Raw genomic sequence first — 15597 nt, forward strand, 5'->3', positions numbered from 1 at the left:
GGTTGTACACCGTCGCCGCGCCCGGTCAGCGTGGCGGGCGAACTTTTTTTGTTTCGGCCCCGACCAGCCAAAAAAAATCCGGGCGCCGTAAAGTAAAAGCGGCCGCCGTTCGTCATTCTTAGCGTGGGCACCCGGCCCATGCGCACCTCCCAACGTCCTAACGCCTCCCGCTCCCGGAAGCCCCCAGCTTTCCAGCCGCCCGGCCGTGCGTTGCCCCTTGTCACCCATGAAATTTCTGTTACCCATTGCGCTGCTGGCGGTAGTCACCGTTGGCTCGGCGTTGCCCATCTGGCTGCCTCTGCCCCAACAACCCTCCACGCCAGTCGTGCCCACGGCCCTGACCCTGACGCCGGTCAGCACCAACCCGGCCGCGCCGGAAGCCAGCCAGCTCGTGCGTTTCGTGACCAGCCCCGTGGCCGTGCCCACGCCCAGCATCCTGACCGATTTATATTTCTACGAAGGCCAGTACGTGCGCCGGGGCCAGGTGTTAGCCAAGCTTAAGGTCCGCGCCACCAAGGCCGTGGCCTACCTCAACGCGGCCCACGACGGCGTTTTGTCGCGCCCCCAGCTGTCCGTGGGCGAGCTGCTGACGCCTGACGCGCCCCTGACCACGCTCACCGACCAGACCCGCCTGCTCGTGCGCCTGCACCCGGCCGTGGCTTCCCGCCTGCACCCCGGCGACAGTGTGCAGGTGAGCCTGGCCAGCGCCCCGGGCGCGCCGGTCCGCGGCAAAATTACCAGCTGGACTTCCGCCGGCCCCGCCGCCCCGCTCGTGGCCGTGCAGCTGCGCAAGTCGGTGGCGGGCGCCAGCGCCGGGGCTTCCCTGTTGCTGGCGGGGACCATCGGCCGCCCCGAGGTGGCCCTGCTGCTGACCCGTTAGCGGCTGAGCCCTGGCCCGAAGAGCTGACCGGCAACATTGTAACGGCTGCCAGCGCGCAACTTCCTACCTTCGCCGGGCCGGCTGCCGACTAACGGCAGCCGCCGCGGACAAGCAACTATGCCGCTTGTTTCGGGGTTCTTGGTGCTCCATCTGTTCTTAGCCGTCTTTGATTTCCGTAGCTGCTTCTCCCTGGTTGATTTTGCTGTGCCTGGCCGTCGGGGCGGGCTATGCGGCCCTGCTTTACTCGGCCAAGGCGCCCTGGAGCAAGCCGCTGAATTACGCGCTGGCCGCGTTGCGCTTCGTGGTGGTGAGCTTTCTGTGCTTTCTGCTGCTCTCGCCGTTTCTGAAAACGACCACCAGCACCACCGAGCAGCCCACGGTGGTGCTGGCCGTCGACAACTCGCAGTCGGTGGGCCTGTTTACCCCGGGTCCGGTGCTGGCCCAGGCCACGGCCGGGCTCCAGCAGCTGGCCGCCACCCTGCGCGGGCGCGGCTTTACGGTTGAAACCCGCACCCTAAGCAACGCCAGCCGCCCGGCCCGGCCTGATTCGCTGCGCTTCCAGGCTCCCGCTACCGACCTCGACGGCCTGCTCTCGGGCATCCGCGACGGGTACGACAGGCGCAATCTGGCTGGCGTAGTCCTGCTCTCCGACGGTATCGTGAACCAGGGCCGCTCCCCGGTGTATTCCGAGTTCAGCTTTCCTATCTACAGCGTGGCCGTGGGCGACACGGTGCCCAAGAAAGACCTGGGCCTGCCGGCGCTGACCTACAACCGCGTGGCCTTTAGCGGCAACAAATTCCCGATTGAGGCCGAAGTCAGCTACGATGGCTTTGCCGGGGGCACCGCCGTGGTGCAGCTGCGCGAAAATGGCCGGGTGCTCCAAACCCAGCGCCTGAAGCTGCCCGTGGGCCGGCGCCGCCAGAAAACCACCTTCCTCGTGACGGCCCCCGCCCCGGGTAAGCGCCGCTACGAGGTGGTGGTGGAAGAGCAGCCCGGCGAGTTCACGGCGCTCAACAACAACAAATTTGCCTACCTCGAAATTGTGAAGGGCAAGCTGCGGGTGCTGCTGGCCGGCGCCGCCCCCCACCCCGACCTGAAGGCTTTGCGGGCTGCTATTCTGCAAAACGACAACTTTGATCTGATTACCTACCTGCCCGGAATTGCCCCGCTGAAAAGCCAGGATTTCGACGTGGCCATCCTGCACCAGCTGCCCACCCGCGGCGGCGTGGGCGCCGAAGTGCTGGCCCAGGTGCGCGCCCGCCGCATTCCAGCCCTCTACATTATCGGGGCGCAGTCTGATTTCAACGCCTACAACAGCCTGGGCACGGGCCTGACTATCACGCCACGCGGCGCCCAGACCGACGAGGTAACGCCGGTGCTGAACCCGGCGTTTTCGCGCTTCACGTTCGAGGAAGAAGCCCTGCGGCGCTTCGCGGCCTACCCGCCCGCCCCCGTGCCCTTCGGCGACCTGCGCCTGGCGGGCGGGGCCGAGGCGGCGCTGTTTCAGCAGGTGGGCCGGCTCAAAACCCGCAAGCCTCTGCTGGTGCTGGGCGGCACGCCGGCCCAGCGCCAGGCCACGTTGCTCACCGACGGCAGCTGGCAGTGGCGCCTGCAGGAAGCCGCCGACCACGACGACCGGCCCGAAGCTTACGACCGGCTCATTGTGCGCACGCTCCAGCTGCTCACGGCCAACGCCAACAAGAAGCGCCTTGACGTGTACCCGACCCAGGACGCCTTTACTACCCAGGACGACGTGACCTTCGGGGCTGAAACCTACAACGCCATCTTTGAGCGCATCTTCAACCAGTCGATTACGCTCACCCTCACCGACGAAAAGCAGCAAACCCGCCGCTTCAGCTTCACCAATGGCGAGGACGGCGCCCCGCTTCACCTCGGGGCCCTGCCCGGCGGCCTTTACCGCTACGCGGCCCGCGCCACGCTCGGCGGCCAGGCGCAGCAGGACGCCGGCGAGCTGCTGGTGCAGGAGCAGCAGCTCGAAACCCTCGACGCCCGCGCCGACCACAACCTGCTCTACCAGCTCAGCCGCCGCAGCAACTCCCGCCTGTACTACCCCAGCCAGTTTGCCCGACTCACCCAGGATATTACCGCCGCCAATGCCAAGCCGGTTATCTACAGCCAGGAAGATCTGAAAGACCTGATCAACCTGAAATGGCTGTTTTTTGTGGTGCTGGCGCTGGCCACGGCCGAGTGGGCAGCCCGCAAGTATTCGGGCGGCATCTGACGCCCAGGTATTGAGGCACGCGGGGCAAGGTGACTGATGCTGCTTCTATCTGCGGCGCGGCGTACCTTTGCGGCTTCACCCGCCGCTTCTCCGCTTTGCTTCGCATGAAATTTTCCGCGCTTTTCGTTCTAACCCTGCTCTGCGCCGGCTGTCAGCCGGGGCTGGAAAAGCAGGCTAAATCGGCCGTATCGGAGTTTGTCAGCTTCCGCCTCGACGAGCCCCGGGACTACCGCGCCGGCCGCTTCGTGCTGCGCCCCTACACCCGCCGCGACTCCGTCGCCTACGCCGCCACGCTCATCGGCGCGGCCGACTCGTCGTCGGTGACGCGGCCGGTGAAGCAGCCCGATTCGGTTCGCGTCGGCACCTTTGTCCACCACGCTTTCGAGGAATCCACCAAAACCGGCCGCGTCACCCGTGACAGCGGCGACTTTGTGGTGTATCCCAACCGGGAAGTGGTGCAGCTGGTGATGAAGCCCGCTAAGTAACCCGGCAACTTTTCCCGCGCCGCCCGGTCCCGACTACTCCATTCAACGATTTCGCGAAGTCACATTTCGCGCCCCCTTTTTCCTTCCGCCATGCGCTACGTTCTCGTCCATAAGCCCTACGAAGTTCTCACCCAGTTTACCGACGAAAACGGCCGCGCCACGCTCAAGGATTTTGTGAACGTGCCCAACGTGTACCCCGTCGGCCGCCTCGACTACGACAGCGAGGGCCTCGTGCTGCTCACCGACGACAAGCCCCTCCAGCACCGCCTGTCGGAGCCGCGCTTCAAGATTCCCAAAACGTACTGGGTGCAGGTGGAAGGCGTGCCGACCGAAGAAGCCCTGGATCAGCTGCGCCGCGGCGTCGATATCAAAACTGGCTTTACGGCGCCCGCGGACGCAGAAATTCTACCCGAGCCCGTCAACGTAGCCGAGCGCAGCAAGCCGGTGCGCTTTCGGGCCAACATCCCGACCACCTGGCTGCGCATCACCATCTCCCAGGGCATGAACCGGCAGGTACGCAAGATGACGGCCGCCGTGGGCTTTCCCACCCTGCGCCTGATCCGGGTCCAGATTGCCGACCTGCGCATTGCCGGCCTGACGCCGGGCAAGTGGCGCGACCTGACGGCCGACGAGGTAAAAGACCTCAAGGAGCTCACCGCCGGGCAGGTGCTGGGTCCCAACGACTTCAAATCGGGTGCCCGCACGCCCGGTGCGGCCAAGCAGGGCGGTTTCTGGCCCGGCGGTATCCGCCCCTCCGGCGACTCCCGCAAGCCCGCCGCGGGCGGCAAGACCACCGGGGGCAAATCCGGCTTCGGCAAACCCGACGGCAACCGCAGCACCGGACCAAAAGCCGGGCCGGGCAGCAAGTCGGCTGGCAGCCGCCCGGCCGGTGGTAAGCCGACCGGCGGTAAGCCCGGGGCGGGCAAAGCTGGACCCAGCGGCAAGTCGGGCGGGCCAGGGGGCAAATCCGGCGCCGGCCGGCCTTCCCGCCCCCGGTGAAACGGCGAATTGGGCTGATTCTGCTCGGCCTGTTCCTGCTTCTCAACATTGTAGCGTTTAATCACGCCTGGCACTTCACGCACTTCCGCGGCGAAGCCGGCCCGCGCACGTCCAGTCCCGAAAAGCTTTCCGTAGCGGCCAAGCTCGGCTTGCTGCTGACCGGCGTTGCCAACCCCAAGCCCACCGGTGCGGCCGTTCCCGCTTTTCCCTACCAGACCCTGGCCCTGGATGGCCCGAACGGCCGGCTGGAAATGTGGTACAGCCCCGTCGAAGCTCCTAAAGGCAGCGTGGCTCTGTTTCACGGCTACACCAGCGACAAATCCCGGCTGCTGACGGAGGCTGCATTTTTCCGCTCCCTCGGCTATTCTACCCTGCTCGTTGATATGAGTGGGGCGGGCAACTCGGCCGGCTACCGCTGCACCGTGGGCTACTACGAGGCGGCAGACGTGGCCACTGCCTTTCAGTTTTTGCAACAGCAACGTCCGGCTACGCCCATCGTGCTGTACGGCGTGAGCATGGGCGCCATGGCCATTCTGCGGGCTGAAGGGGAGCTGGGCATCCGTCCTGCGGCGGCCATCATGGAGTGTCCGTACGGCAGCCTGCTCGAAACGGCGCAAAACCGCTTTCGGGCCATGGGTGTGCCCGCTTTTCCGCTGGCCAACCTACTCGTGTTCTGGGGTGGCGCCCAAAACGGTTTCTGGGCCTTTGGCCACGATGCGCGCCGCTACGCCCGCCGCATCCCGACGCCCACGCTGCTGCTCTACGGCTTGGCCGACCAGCGCGTCACGCGGCGGGAAACCGACGACATCTTCGCCGCTCTAGCCGGATTCAAGCAACGTCATTACTTCCCCGGTGCCGGCCACGAGCCCTATTGGCTCCGCTCCTCCACCGTCTGGCAGCAGCAAATCCAAACTTTTCTGAACCGCGCGCTTTCGGGGCAGCAGTAACCCGCTCTTTCGCGGCCGGCATAGCAGTTGCGGCCCCGCAGATGAAGGCCGCCGCTCCCGGCGCCCTTCATCTGCGCTTCACCTTATAAGCATGTAGTTAGCTTCGGCTACCTGGGCTTCTACCGGGCCGAAAGCAAATAGTACTTTTTATTGCCCCCGGCCGCACCACGGCTTTGCCCGTTGCCCATGGCCTGGGCCCGCACAAATTATTCAGTGCCCTTTGCCCGCTCATAATTAGCAGCTAATTGCGCTACAACCGCGTGGACGCTCCTTTTTAGCTATCAATGGCTTGCCTGGGGTGGGTAACCACTCACTTGCCCCGGAATAAAAAATATAGCCATAGTTGGGTTGTTTTCCGGAAACCTGTTACTTGCAAAGCTTAACACAAACGTAACATGGAAGTCCAAACAGTAAAATACCCTGTTGTTCGCAACTACGTCGCTGGTCAATTTGAAGCCGAACCGACGAGCCGGACAATGGACGTAGAGAGCCCCCTGACCGGCCAAGTCATTTCTACCCTGCCCCTGTCGGGCACTGCTGAGCTGGACCGCGCCGTGCAGGCCGCCCAGGCCGCCTACCCCGCTTGGTCAAGCACCCCGATCAAGGAGCGGGTGCAGATTTTCTACCGCTACAAAACCCTGCTGGAGCGCGACATGAAGGCCTTGGCCGACCTGGTGCGCGAAGAAAATGGCAAAACCTACGACGAGGCCCGCGCCGAAGTCGAGAAGGCCATTGAGCTGACCGAGTTTGCCTGCTCCATGCCCCAGCTGATCCAGGGCGAGTTTCTGGAAGTGAGCAAGGGCGTGGAAGCCCGCGTGGAGCGCAAGCCCCTGGGCGTGGTGGCCAGCATTGCTCCCTTCAACTTCCCCAACATGGTGCCGCACTGGACGATTCCGAACGCCATTGTGCTGGGCAACACCATGATTCTGAAGCCCTCGGAGATGGTACCGCTGAGCGCGGGCAAAATTGCCGAGCTGCTCAAGGAAGCCGGCCTGCCCGACGGCGTGCTCAACATCGTGCACGGCGACCGGGAAATCGTGGAGGCCATCTGCGACCATCCGGCTATTCAGGCCGTGTCGTTCGTGGGCTCCACGGCCATTGCCAAGGTGGTTTACATCCGCGCGACGTCGAAGCTGAAGCGCTGCGTGGCGCTGGGCGGGGCCAAAAATCACCTGATGGTATTGCCTGATGCCCACCCCGAAATGACGGCTTCCAACGTGGCCGCCTCCATGTCGGGCTGCGCGGGGCAGCGCTGCATGGCCGGCTCGACGATGGTCGGCGTGGGGGCCGTCGACGACATCGTGGCCAAGATTGTGGAAGAAGCGCGCAAGATTGTGCCCGGCCAGAACCTGGGCTCGGTCATCAGCAAGGCTGCCAAGGAGCGGATTGAAAAGCACATTGCCGAGGCCGAGGCCGCCGGCGCCAAAGTGCTGCTCGACGGCCGCAACGCCACCGTGCCCGACCACGAGGGCGGCTACTACGTCGGCGCCACCGTCATCGACTACGTGACGCCCGACATGCGCAGTGCCCAGGAGGAAGTCTTCGGTCCGGTGCTGGCCATCATGCGCACCAACACCCTCGATGAGGCCCTGAGCATTGAAAACAGTAACCCCTACGGCAACGCCGCCGCCGTCTTTACCAGCAGCGGCAGCTCGGCCCGCTACGTCATGGACCACGCTAACGCGGGCATGATTGGGGTCAACATCGGCGTGCCGGTGCCCCGGGAACCCTTCTCCTTCGGGGGCTGGAACGACTCCAAGTTCGGCGCCTGCGACATCACTGGCAAAAGCTCCATCGAGTTCTGGACCCAGCTCAAGAAAACCACGACCAAGTGGAATCCGGAGTCGCGAGTGAACTGGATGAGCTAGAGTGCCTCACCCCTAGCCCCTCTCCGGAGGGCGAGGGGAACTAGCTTTTAGTTTTTAACTCTAAAATCACCTTGCTCCTATCTGAAACTAGACTTTAGTTTGCTAAAGCTAGTTCCCCCTCTCTTCCGGAGAGGGGGCTAGGGGGTGAGGCCAAACAACCCATGGAAACCTACACCGACACCGATAAAAACCAGATTCTGCAGGACAACCTCGACCACACGCTCTTCTCGTGGTCGAAGCAGAGCGGCCTGAACCCCATCAGCGCCGAGCGCGCCGAGGGCGTGTATGTCTACGACCGGGACGGCAAGCGCTACATCGACTTCAGCTCCCAGCTGATGAACGTGAACATCGGCCACGGCGACCAGCGCGTGACCGAGGCCGTGGCCGCCCAGATGCGCGAGCTGAGCTACGTGTACCCGGGCATGATCACCAAAACCCGCGGCGACCTAGGCAAAAAGCTCGCGGAAATCACGGCCCCCAACCTGACCAAGGCGTTTTTCACGCTGGGCGGGGCTGAGGCCATTGAAAATGCCATCAAGCTAGCGCGCGTGTATACCGGCCGCCACAAGATTGTGTCGCTGTACCAGTCGTTTCACGGCGCTTCTTACGGAGCTATGAGCGTGGGCGGCGACCCACGCAAGTTCGCCGTCGACTCCCAGGCCATGCCTAGCACGGTGCACGTCGAAAACCCGTTTTTCTACCGCTGCCCCTGGCACAGCAGTACGCCCGAGGAGTGCGCCCAGCGCGCCGCCGACGCCATGGAGCGCATCATCGGCTACGAGAATCCGGGCAGCGTGGCGGCCATCGTGCTCGAAGGCGAGTCGGGCACCTCGGGCTGCATCAAGTATCCGCCTGGCTACTGGAAGCGGGTGCGCGAAATCTGCGACAAGCACGGCATCCTGCTCATTGCCGACGAGGTAATGTCGGGCTTCGGCCGCACCGGCAAGTGGTTTGGCTCCGACCACCACGGTGTGAAAGTCGACATCATGGCCATGGCCAAGGGCATCACCGCCGGCTACCTGCCCCTGGGCGCGGTGATGGTTGACGACGCCATTGCCCACCATTTCGACGACAAGCCCCTGCCCCTGGGCCTGACCTACTCGGCTCACCCGGTAAGCTGCGCCGCCGCCGTGGCCGTGCTCGACATCTACGAGGAAGACAACCTGCTCGAAAACACCGTGCAGATGGGCAAGTACCTCGACCAGCGGATGGCTGAGCTGATTGAGAAGCACCCCAGCATCGGCGACTGGCGCAACACGGGTTTGTTCGGCTGCATCGAGCTGGTGAAAAACCGGCAGACCAAGGAGCCGATGGCGCCCTGGAACGCCGCTCCGGCCCAGATGGACATCATGAACAAAGTGATGGCCAAGATCAAAGAGCTGGGCATGTACACCTTCGTGCGTTGGAACTACATCTTCATCGCGCCCCCGCTCAACATTACCAAGGATGAGCTGGACGAAGGCCTCGAAATCATCTCCCAGGCCATCAGCGTCGCTGACCAGTACGTGCACTAGGTTTTGTAGAACGTCATGCGGAGCGCAGCGAAGTCGAAGCATCTCTACCGCTTCGTTGCTCCGGCATTTTTACCACCTCGGTAGAGATGCTTCGGCAGGCTCAGCATGACATTCTACTTGGTGCTATAAGTTTCCCCTCTCTTCCGAAGCTTTCCCCAGCCGATTTTGCGTCGGCTCAGCCCTTGCTGTTGCCAAATTTTGGGCGCTGAGGCTTGCTTTCGGCGGCGAAAACCGCTACTTTTTCCAGCTATAACTTTCTCACTCTCTCGTTTTTAATGGCGTCTTACCTTCTCAAGAATGGCCGCGTGGTGACGGCCGACTCCGACAGCGTGTGCGACGTGCTCATCGAGGGCGAAACCATCGTCTCCCTGGGCCGGAATCTGGCTGCCGACGGGGCGGAAGTCATCGACTGCACGGGCAAGATTATCGTGCCCGGGGGCATCGACCCGCACGTGCACCTGGACATGCCGTTTATGGGCACCTTCAGTTCCGATACTCATGAAACCGGCACCCGCGCCGCCCTGCACGGGGGCACTACTACGGTCATCGACTTCGTGCTCCAGAAGCAGGGCCACAGCCTGCGCCAGGCCCTTACCGAATGGCAGGGCCGCGCCACCGGTACCGCCGTCGGCGACTACTCGTTCCACATGGCCGTGACGGACTTCAACCCCAGCACCAAGGAGGAAATCAAGGACATGGTGGCCGAGGGCATCACCTCGTTCAAGACCTTCATGGCCTACAAGGGCGCGCTCATGATTGACGACGCGCAGATGGTGGGCCTCATGCAGGAAGTGCGCAAGCACGGCGGCCTGGTGACGGCCCACGCCACCAACGGCGACATGATTGACACGCTCATCGCCCAGCACCGCGCCCAGGGCAAAATGACCCCGCTTTACCACTACCTGAGCCAGCCCGAAGTCACGGAATCGGAAGCCTCGGGCCGCTTCGCCGACATTGCCAACTACACCGGCGTGAACGCCTACATCGTGCACCTGACCTGCGAAGGTGCCCTGAACCAGGTGCGCCGGGCCACGGAGCGCAACCAGCGCGTGTTCGTGGAAACCTGCATTCAGTACCTCGTGCTCGACGCCTCGCTCTACCAAGACGAGGCCAACGGGGCCAAGTACGTGATGTCGCCGCCGCTGCGGGAGAAAAAGGACCAGGAAACGCTCTGGGCCGGCATCAACCAGGGTTTGGTGCAGGTCGTGGGCACCGACCACTGCCCGTTTATGTGGGAGCAGAAGCTCATGGGCAAGGACGACTTTTCCAAGATTCCCAACGGCCACCCCGCCATCGAGCACCGCATGGAGCTGCTGTTTTCCGAAGGCGTAGCCAAAGGCCGCATCAGCCTGCAGAAGTTCGTGGAAGTGACCAGCACCAACGCGGCCAAGATCTTCGGCATGTTTCCCCGCAAAGGCACCATCAGCATCGGCGCCGACGCGGACCTGGTCATCATCGACCCGACTAAAAAGCACACGATTTCAGCCGCCACTCATCACATGAACGTCGACCACTCGGCTTACGAAGGCTGGGAGCTGACCGGCAAAATTGACACCGTACTGCTCCGCGGCCAAGTGGCCATCGACGGCGGGCAAGCCAAAGTCGGCCGCGGCTACGGCCAGTTCATCAAGCGCGGCAAAACGGCTTTTTAGGAACCACTTCTCCAGAACGTCATTCCGAGCAGCGCGAGGAACCTCGCGGGCTGACGTTGCAATGCTAACCTTAGTCCTTCTCTTCTGGAAAGGGATTGGGGTGAGGCCAACGAAGCAGTAGAGATGCTTTGGCTTCGCTCAGCATGACGTTCTAACAACTGACATTCAAACTCATTCCCCCCACTCTTTTCCTTTCTCTTACCAATGCCAAGAATGATTAAATCCGGCCTCATCCAGATGAGTTTGCCGATGACCGAAGGTGAAGGCACGATTGCCGAAATCATGGAAGCCATGGTGCAGAAGCACATTCCGCTCATCGAAGAAGCCGGCCGCCAGGGCGTGCAGATTCTGTGTTTGCAGGAAATCTTCAACACGCCCTACTTCTGCCCCGGCCAGGACAAAGCCTGGTACGCTTCGGCCGAATCGGTGCCCGGCCCGACCACGGACCGCATGGCTGAGTACGCCAAGAAGTACAACATGGTCATCATCGTGCCCATCTACGAGCGGGAGTCGGCCGGCTTCCTCTACAACACCGCCGCCGTCATCGATGCCGACGGCACCTACCTCGGGAAGTACCGCAAAAACCACATTCCCCACACCACCGGCTTCTGGGAGAAGTTCTTCTTCCGCCCCGGCAACATGGGCTACCCCGTGTTCCAGACCAAGTACGCTAAAGTGGGCGTCTACATCTGCTACGACCGGCACTTCCCCGACGGGGCCCGCATTCTGGGCTTGAACGGCGCCGAAATCGTCTACAACCCTTCCGCCACCGTGGCCGGCCTCTCGCAGTACCTCTGGAAGCTCGAGCAGCCCGCCCACGCGGCCGCCAACGGCTACTTCATGGGCTGCATCAACCGCGTCGGCGAGGAGAAGCCCTGGAACCTGGGCCGCTTCTACGGCACCTCCTACTTCGTCGACCCGCGCGGGCAGATTATCGCCCAGGCCGACGAGTACAAGGACGAGCTGCTCATTGCCGAATTCGACCTCGACATGATTGACGAAGTGCGCAACACCTGGCAGTTCTTCCGCGACCGTCGTCCCGAGACCTACGAGAAGCTGGTCGAATTGTAGGACTCCATAAAACCAGAACGTCATTCCGAGCTTGTCGAGGAATCTCGCGTGGCGTCGTTGAATTACTAATCTGACGTCAGCACGCGAGATTCCTCAGCTCCGCTTTGCTGCGCTCGGAATGACGTTCTGGTTTATTTTTTCTTTCCACCTCTGCAATTCCCGCCGCATGGCCGAATACTCTACTCCTACTTCCGAGCAGGAATTTCACGCGAACTTTGCCCAGCTCAAGCCCCGGATGAACGCCTCCGAGGCGCTGTTCGAAAGCTCGCGCTGCCTGTTCTGCTTCGACGCCCCCTGCATCCAGGCTTGCCCCTCGGGCATCGACATTCCCCAGTTCATTCGTCAGATCAACTCCGGCAACGACACTGGCGCCGCCCGCACTATCTACGAGGCCAACTACTTCGGCAACGCCTGCGGCAAGGTTTGCCCCACGGAAGTGCTCTGCGAGGGCGCCTGCGTGTACAACCTCCAGGACGTGAAGCCCATCGAAATCGGGCGCCTGCAAAGCTTTGCCACCCGCAAGGCCATTGAGGAAGAAAAGCCGCTGATGCAGGCCGGCATTCCCAACGGCCGTAAGGTCGCCATCGTCGGCGCGGGTCCGGCCGGCATTTCGGCGGCCTGCGAACTGCGCGCCCTCGGCTACGAGGTCGACGTATTCGAGGCCAAAGACCAGCCCTCGGGCCTGACCGTGTACGGCGTGGCCCCCTACAAAATCACCAACGAGGAAGTCCTGGCCGAAATGGCCTACCTGCAAAAGCAGTTTGGCTACTCGGTGCAGTACAACTCGCCCATCACCTCCCAGGCCGATTTGCAGGCCCTGGAAGAAGGCTACGACGCTATTTTCCTGGGCATCGGCCTGGGCCGCACCAACGCTTTGCTGCTGCCCGGCGAGGAGCGCGAAAACTGCGTGGGCGCCGTCGAGTTTATCGAGCAGCTGCGCATGAACCACCACGCTACCACCGTGGGCCGCAAGGTCATCGTGCTCGGCGGCGGCAACACGGCCATGGACGCCGCCTCCGAGTCGTCTCGCCTAGGTGCTGATTCCGTCATTCTGGCTTACCGCCGCGGCAAAGAGGACATGGGCGCCTACGAGTTCGAGTACGACCTGGCCAAAGGCGTGGGCGTGAAAGGCCTGTTCAACGTGGCTCCGGTCGAAATCGTGGGCAACGGCAAGGTGGAGGGCGTCAAGTTCATCCGCACCGCCCTGCACGAGGGCCAGGTGCAGACCGTACCCGGCTCCGAGTTCGTCGAGCCCTGCGACATGGTGATTAAAGCCACCGGCCAAGCCAAGCAGACCCACTTCCTGAGCTTGATTGGCGGCCTGAAAACCGACGGCAAGGGCCGCATTGTGGCCGATGAGCGCACGGGGCAGACCACCAACCCGCAGTACTTCACTTCCGGCGACGCCCGCAACGGCGGCGCGGAAGTCGTCAACGCCGCCGCCGAAGCCAAAGCTGCCGCCCGCGGCATCCACGAATACCTTTCCCGCAAGTAAGCCATGCCCGATCTGTCCATAAATTTTGCCGGCATCAAGTCCCCGAACCCCTTCTGGCTGGCGTCGGCGCCGCCGACCAACTCCGGCTACCAGGTGATGAAAGCCTTCGACGCCGGCTGGGGCGGTGCGGTGTGGAAAACCCTGGGCGTGCCCGTCGTGAACGTGTCGAGCCGCTACGGCAGCGTCAACTACCGCGACAAGCGCATGATGGGCTTCAACAACATCGAGCTGATTTCGGACCGCCCCCTCTCCGACAACCTGCGCGAAATCGAGGAAGTCAAGAAGCGCTTCCCGAATCACGCCGTCATTGCCTCCCTGATGGTGCAGAGCCGGCAGGAGTGGCACGACATCGTGCGCCAGAGCCAAGAAGCCGGCGCCGACGGCATCGAGCTGAACTTCGGCTGCCCCCACGGTATGTGCGAGCGGGGCATGGGCTCGGCCGTGGGCCAGGAGCCCGAGGTGCTCCAGACCATCGTGGAGTGGGTGATGGAAGTGGCCAAAATCCCGGTTATCGTCAAGCTCACGCCCAACATCTCCGACATCACCGAGCCCGCCATGGCCGCCCGCCGCGGCGGGGCCGACGCCATTTCGCTGATCAACACCATCCAGAGCATCGTCGGCGTCGACCTCGACCTGTTCGCCCCCTACCCCATCGTCGACGGTAAGGGCTCCAACGGCGGCTACTGCGGCCCGGCCGTGAAGCCCATTGCCCTGAACATGCTCAAGAACTGCGCCCAGCACCCCGACGTGCGCCTGCCCATCTCCGGCATCGGCGGCATCGAAACCTGGCGCGACGCGGTGGAGCACATCCTGCTCGGGGCCTCCTCGGTGCAGGTCTGCACCGCCGCCATGCACTACGGCTTCGGCATCATCCGCGAAATGACCAGCGGCCTGGAGCAGTACATGGTCGATAAGGGCTTCAACACCATCTACGACTTCGTCGGCAAGGCCCTGCCCAACGTGCTGCACTGGGAAGACCTGAATATGAAGTACAAGGTGACGGCCAACATCCACGAGGAGAAGTGCATCGGCTGCCAGCTCTGCTACACCGCCTGCGAAGACGGCGCCCACCAGGCCATCAAGCTCAACGCCGGCACCCGCGTCCCCGAAATCATCGAGGCCAACTGCGTGGGCTGCAACCTCTGCTCCCTGGTCTGCCCCGTCGAGGACTGCATCACCATGGACCGTAAGGACGACGGCACGGCCCACGTAACCTGGAAGGAGCGCACCGAGGCCAACGACATCCCCACCGAGTTCAACGATGAAAAAGCCGGCGGCCGCCACCACTGGGTCCCCGAGCCCGCTGCCGCCCTGGGCAAGGAGAAGCACAAAACCCTGCCCGGCAAAGCCCGCCAGTTCGAGAAGGTAACCGTGACGCAGGAAGTAACCGAGTAAAGCCCTGAATCCCGACTACACTTAAGGCAACGGCCCCCGAATCCACGTTGGAATCGGGGGCCGTTTGGCGTACACATTTTATTCAATAATTGAATTACATTCTTTTCCTGCTCCCTACCTTTGACGCAAGCGTACGGTAACCACCCCGCCAACACGGTAGCCTGTAAAAGGCGAAACCCCGGCTGTTGGCGCAGTCGGGGTTTCAAGAAGCGGGTGCAGTGACACCCAATCTTCTTTCTCGATGAAAAAGGTGCGTACGAAGGCGAAGCAAACCGGCAAGGCTGGTTGGTTTCGCATCTCCCTAGAGCTAGTTAAGGCGGCACTAGGGGGAGCAGTTCGAGCTGTGGTAAGCCACTGGCTCGGGCATCCGTAGGATGGCGGCGGTCAGGGTTTCGGCTCCGGCCGCCGTTTGTTCTTTGGGAGCGTAGCAAATATACGAGATTGGGATAATTTGTTGCGCATGCCCGCGCTTAACGTAAAGTAGCTAGGCACCTTTTTACCCCATTCTTACAATGCTTTCCCCTTACTCTACTCAAAGGTTAGCCGCTCTGCTCGCAGCATTTCCTGACTTTCAGTAGTTCTTGATGGCAATGGGCGGGTATTTTAATATTGAGCTAACCTCTCCTTTCGGTCTACATTTCATCGTTTCCTCTGAAAACGACGAACTGACCGTTTATTTCGATGAGCATCATCGCCACTTTACCAGCTTAGATGGGGAGGGTAATACGGGAGGTTATCCAATGGACGATGCGGAAGAGGCTATTGACTATATCCAAAAGCTAATTTCCGGCATATCGGCCTTAGCCGTTTGGACCAAAGACGGCAAATTTCCCATGTCTTCAACTTATCAAGTTCAGGATGGGCCGTGGCCCGCTAAATCAAACTGGTTTACTTTCTGGCTCTGGCAGCGCTGGATACGCAAACGGAAGTTGGAAATAAAGTAGTGGGCGACCTAAGCGCATAACCTTTCACAAAACCACTTCCTGCCCACCTGGCAGAGAATCCCAACCCGAATTTTCCCGTAGAAGTCAGTCCGTCGCGAAAACCGG

At 62.2% G+C, this 15597-nt stretch carries 12 protein-coding genes; all 12 read left to right on the forward strand.

What is annotated here, in order from left to right; translation table 11 throughout:
- Positions 1–226: 226 nt before the first annotated feature.
- Positions 227–880 carry an HlyD family efflux transporter periplasmic adaptor subunit gene (locus tag EWM57_RS04810; RefSeq protein ID WP_129920004.1) on the forward strand — a complete coding sequence of 218 codons (654 nt, stop codon included), beginning with the start codon at positions 227–229 and terminating at the stop codon, positions 878–880.
- Positions 881–1073: 193 nt separating this feature from the next.
- Positions 1074–3122 (forward strand): VWA domain-containing protein, encoded by a 2049-nt coding sequence (locus tag EWM57_RS04815; protein WP_242509982.1) that lies wholly within the window; start codon positions 1074–1076, stop codon positions 3120–3122.
- Between the two features lie 104 nt (positions 3123–3226).
- Positions 3227–3607: a hypothetical protein gene (locus EWM57_RS04820; RefSeq protein WP_129920005.1), complete on the forward strand. Its 381-nt coding sequence runs from the start codon at positions 3227–3229 to the stop codon at positions 3605–3607.
- A gap of 90 nt (positions 3608–3697) precedes the next feature.
- Positions 3698–4606 (forward strand): pseudouridine synthase, encoded by a 909-nt coding sequence (locus EWM57_RS21755; RefSeq protein ID WP_129920006.1) that lies wholly within the window; start codon positions 3698–3700, stop codon positions 4604–4606.
- The gene (locus tag EWM57_RS04830) at positions 4603–5553 is read left to right on the forward strand and encodes an alpha/beta hydrolase (protein WP_129920007.1); all 951 of its coding nucleotides are present in this window, start codon (positions 4603–4605) and stop codon (positions 5551–5553) included. Before EWM57_RS21755 ends, EWM57_RS04830 begins: the two co-directional genes overlap by 4 nt.
- Positions 5554–5948: 395 nt before the next feature.
- On the forward strand, positions 5949–7421 hold the full coding sequence (locus EWM57_RS04835) for a CoA-acylating methylmalonate-semialdehyde dehydrogenase (protein ID WP_129920008.1): 1473 nt from the start codon (positions 5949–5951) through the stop codon (positions 7419–7421).
- Positions 7422–7582: 161 nt separating this feature from the next.
- Positions 7583–8935: an aminotransferase class III-fold pyridoxal phosphate-dependent enzyme gene (locus EWM57_RS04840; protein ID WP_129920009.1), complete on the forward strand. Its 1353-nt coding sequence runs from the start codon at positions 7583–7585 to the stop codon at positions 8933–8935.
- Positions 8936–9210: 275 nt separating this feature from the next.
- Positions 9211–10587, forward strand: coding sequence for a dihydropyrimidinase (gene hydA / locus EWM57_RS04845; RefSeq protein WP_129920010.1), 1377 nt, complete (start codon positions 9211–9213; stop codon positions 10585–10587).
- A gap of 213 nt (positions 10588–10800) precedes the next feature.
- Positions 10801–11658, forward strand: a complete 858-nt coding sequence (locus tag EWM57_RS04850; protein ID WP_242509984.1) for a nitrilase-related carbon-nitrogen hydrolase — start codon at positions 10801–10803, stop codon at positions 11656–11658.
- Between the two features lie 166 nt (positions 11659–11824).
- Positions 11825–13153: an FAD-dependent oxidoreductase gene (locus EWM57_RS04855; protein ID WP_165370415.1), complete on the forward strand. Its 1329-nt coding sequence runs from the start codon at positions 11825–11827 to the stop codon at positions 13151–13153.
- 3 nt (positions 13154–13156) lie between these two features.
- Positions 13157–14548 carry an NAD-dependent dihydropyrimidine dehydrogenase subunit PreA gene (gene preA, locus EWM57_RS04860; protein WP_129920012.1) on the forward strand — a complete coding sequence of 464 codons (1392 nt, stop codon included), beginning with the start codon at positions 13157–13159 and terminating at the stop codon, positions 14546–14548.
- 581 nt (positions 14549–15129) lie between these two features.
- Positions 15130–15492: a hypothetical protein gene (locus EWM57_RS04865; protein ID WP_129920013.1), complete on the forward strand. Its 363-nt coding sequence runs from the start codon at positions 15130–15132 to the stop codon at positions 15490–15492.
- The last annotated feature ends 105 nt before the right edge of the window (positions 15493–15597 follow it).

Source organism: Hymenobacter persicinus, from assembly GCF_004167665.1.
Taxonomy (GTDB): Bacteria; Bacteroidota; Bacteroidia; order Cytophagales; family Hymenobacteraceae; genus Hymenobacter; species Hymenobacter persicinus.

Bases quoted from the DNA above. Each gene is read 5' to 3' on its own strand.
- EWM57_RS04810 (WP_129920004.1), top strand. From the start codon at position 227: ATGAAATTTCTGTTACCCATTGCGCTGCTGGCGGTAGTCACCGTTGGC.
- EWM57_RS04820 (WP_129920005.1), top strand. From the start codon at position 3,227: ATGAAATTTTCCGCGCTTTTCGTTCTAACCCTGCTCTGCGCCGGCTGT.
- EWM57_RS21755 (WP_129920006.1), top strand. From the start codon at position 3,698: ATGCGCTACGTTCTCGTCCATAAGCCCTACGAAGTTCTCACCCAGTTT.
- EWM57_RS04835 (WP_129920008.1), top strand. From the start codon at position 5,949: ATGGAAGTCCAAACAGTAAAATACCCTGTTGTTCGCAACTACGTCGCT.
- EWM57_RS04840 (WP_129920009.1), top strand. From the start codon at position 7,583: ATGGAAACCTACACCGACACCGATAAAAACCAGATTCTGCAGGACAAC.
- hydA (WP_129920010.1), top strand. From the start codon at position 9,211: ATGGCGTCTTACCTTCTCAAGAATGGCCGCGTGGTGACGGCCGACTCC.
- EWM57_RS04850 (WP_242509984.1), top strand. From the start codon at position 10,801: ATGATTAAATCCGGCCTCATCCAGATGAGTTTGCCGATGACCGAAGGT.
- EWM57_RS04855 (WP_165370415.1), top strand. From the start codon at position 11,825: ATGGCCGAATACTCTACTCCTACTTCCGAGCAGGAATTTCACGCGAAC.
- preA (WP_129920012.1), top strand. From the start codon at position 13,157: ATGCCCGATCTGTCCATAAATTTTGCCGGCATCAAGTCCCCGAACCCC.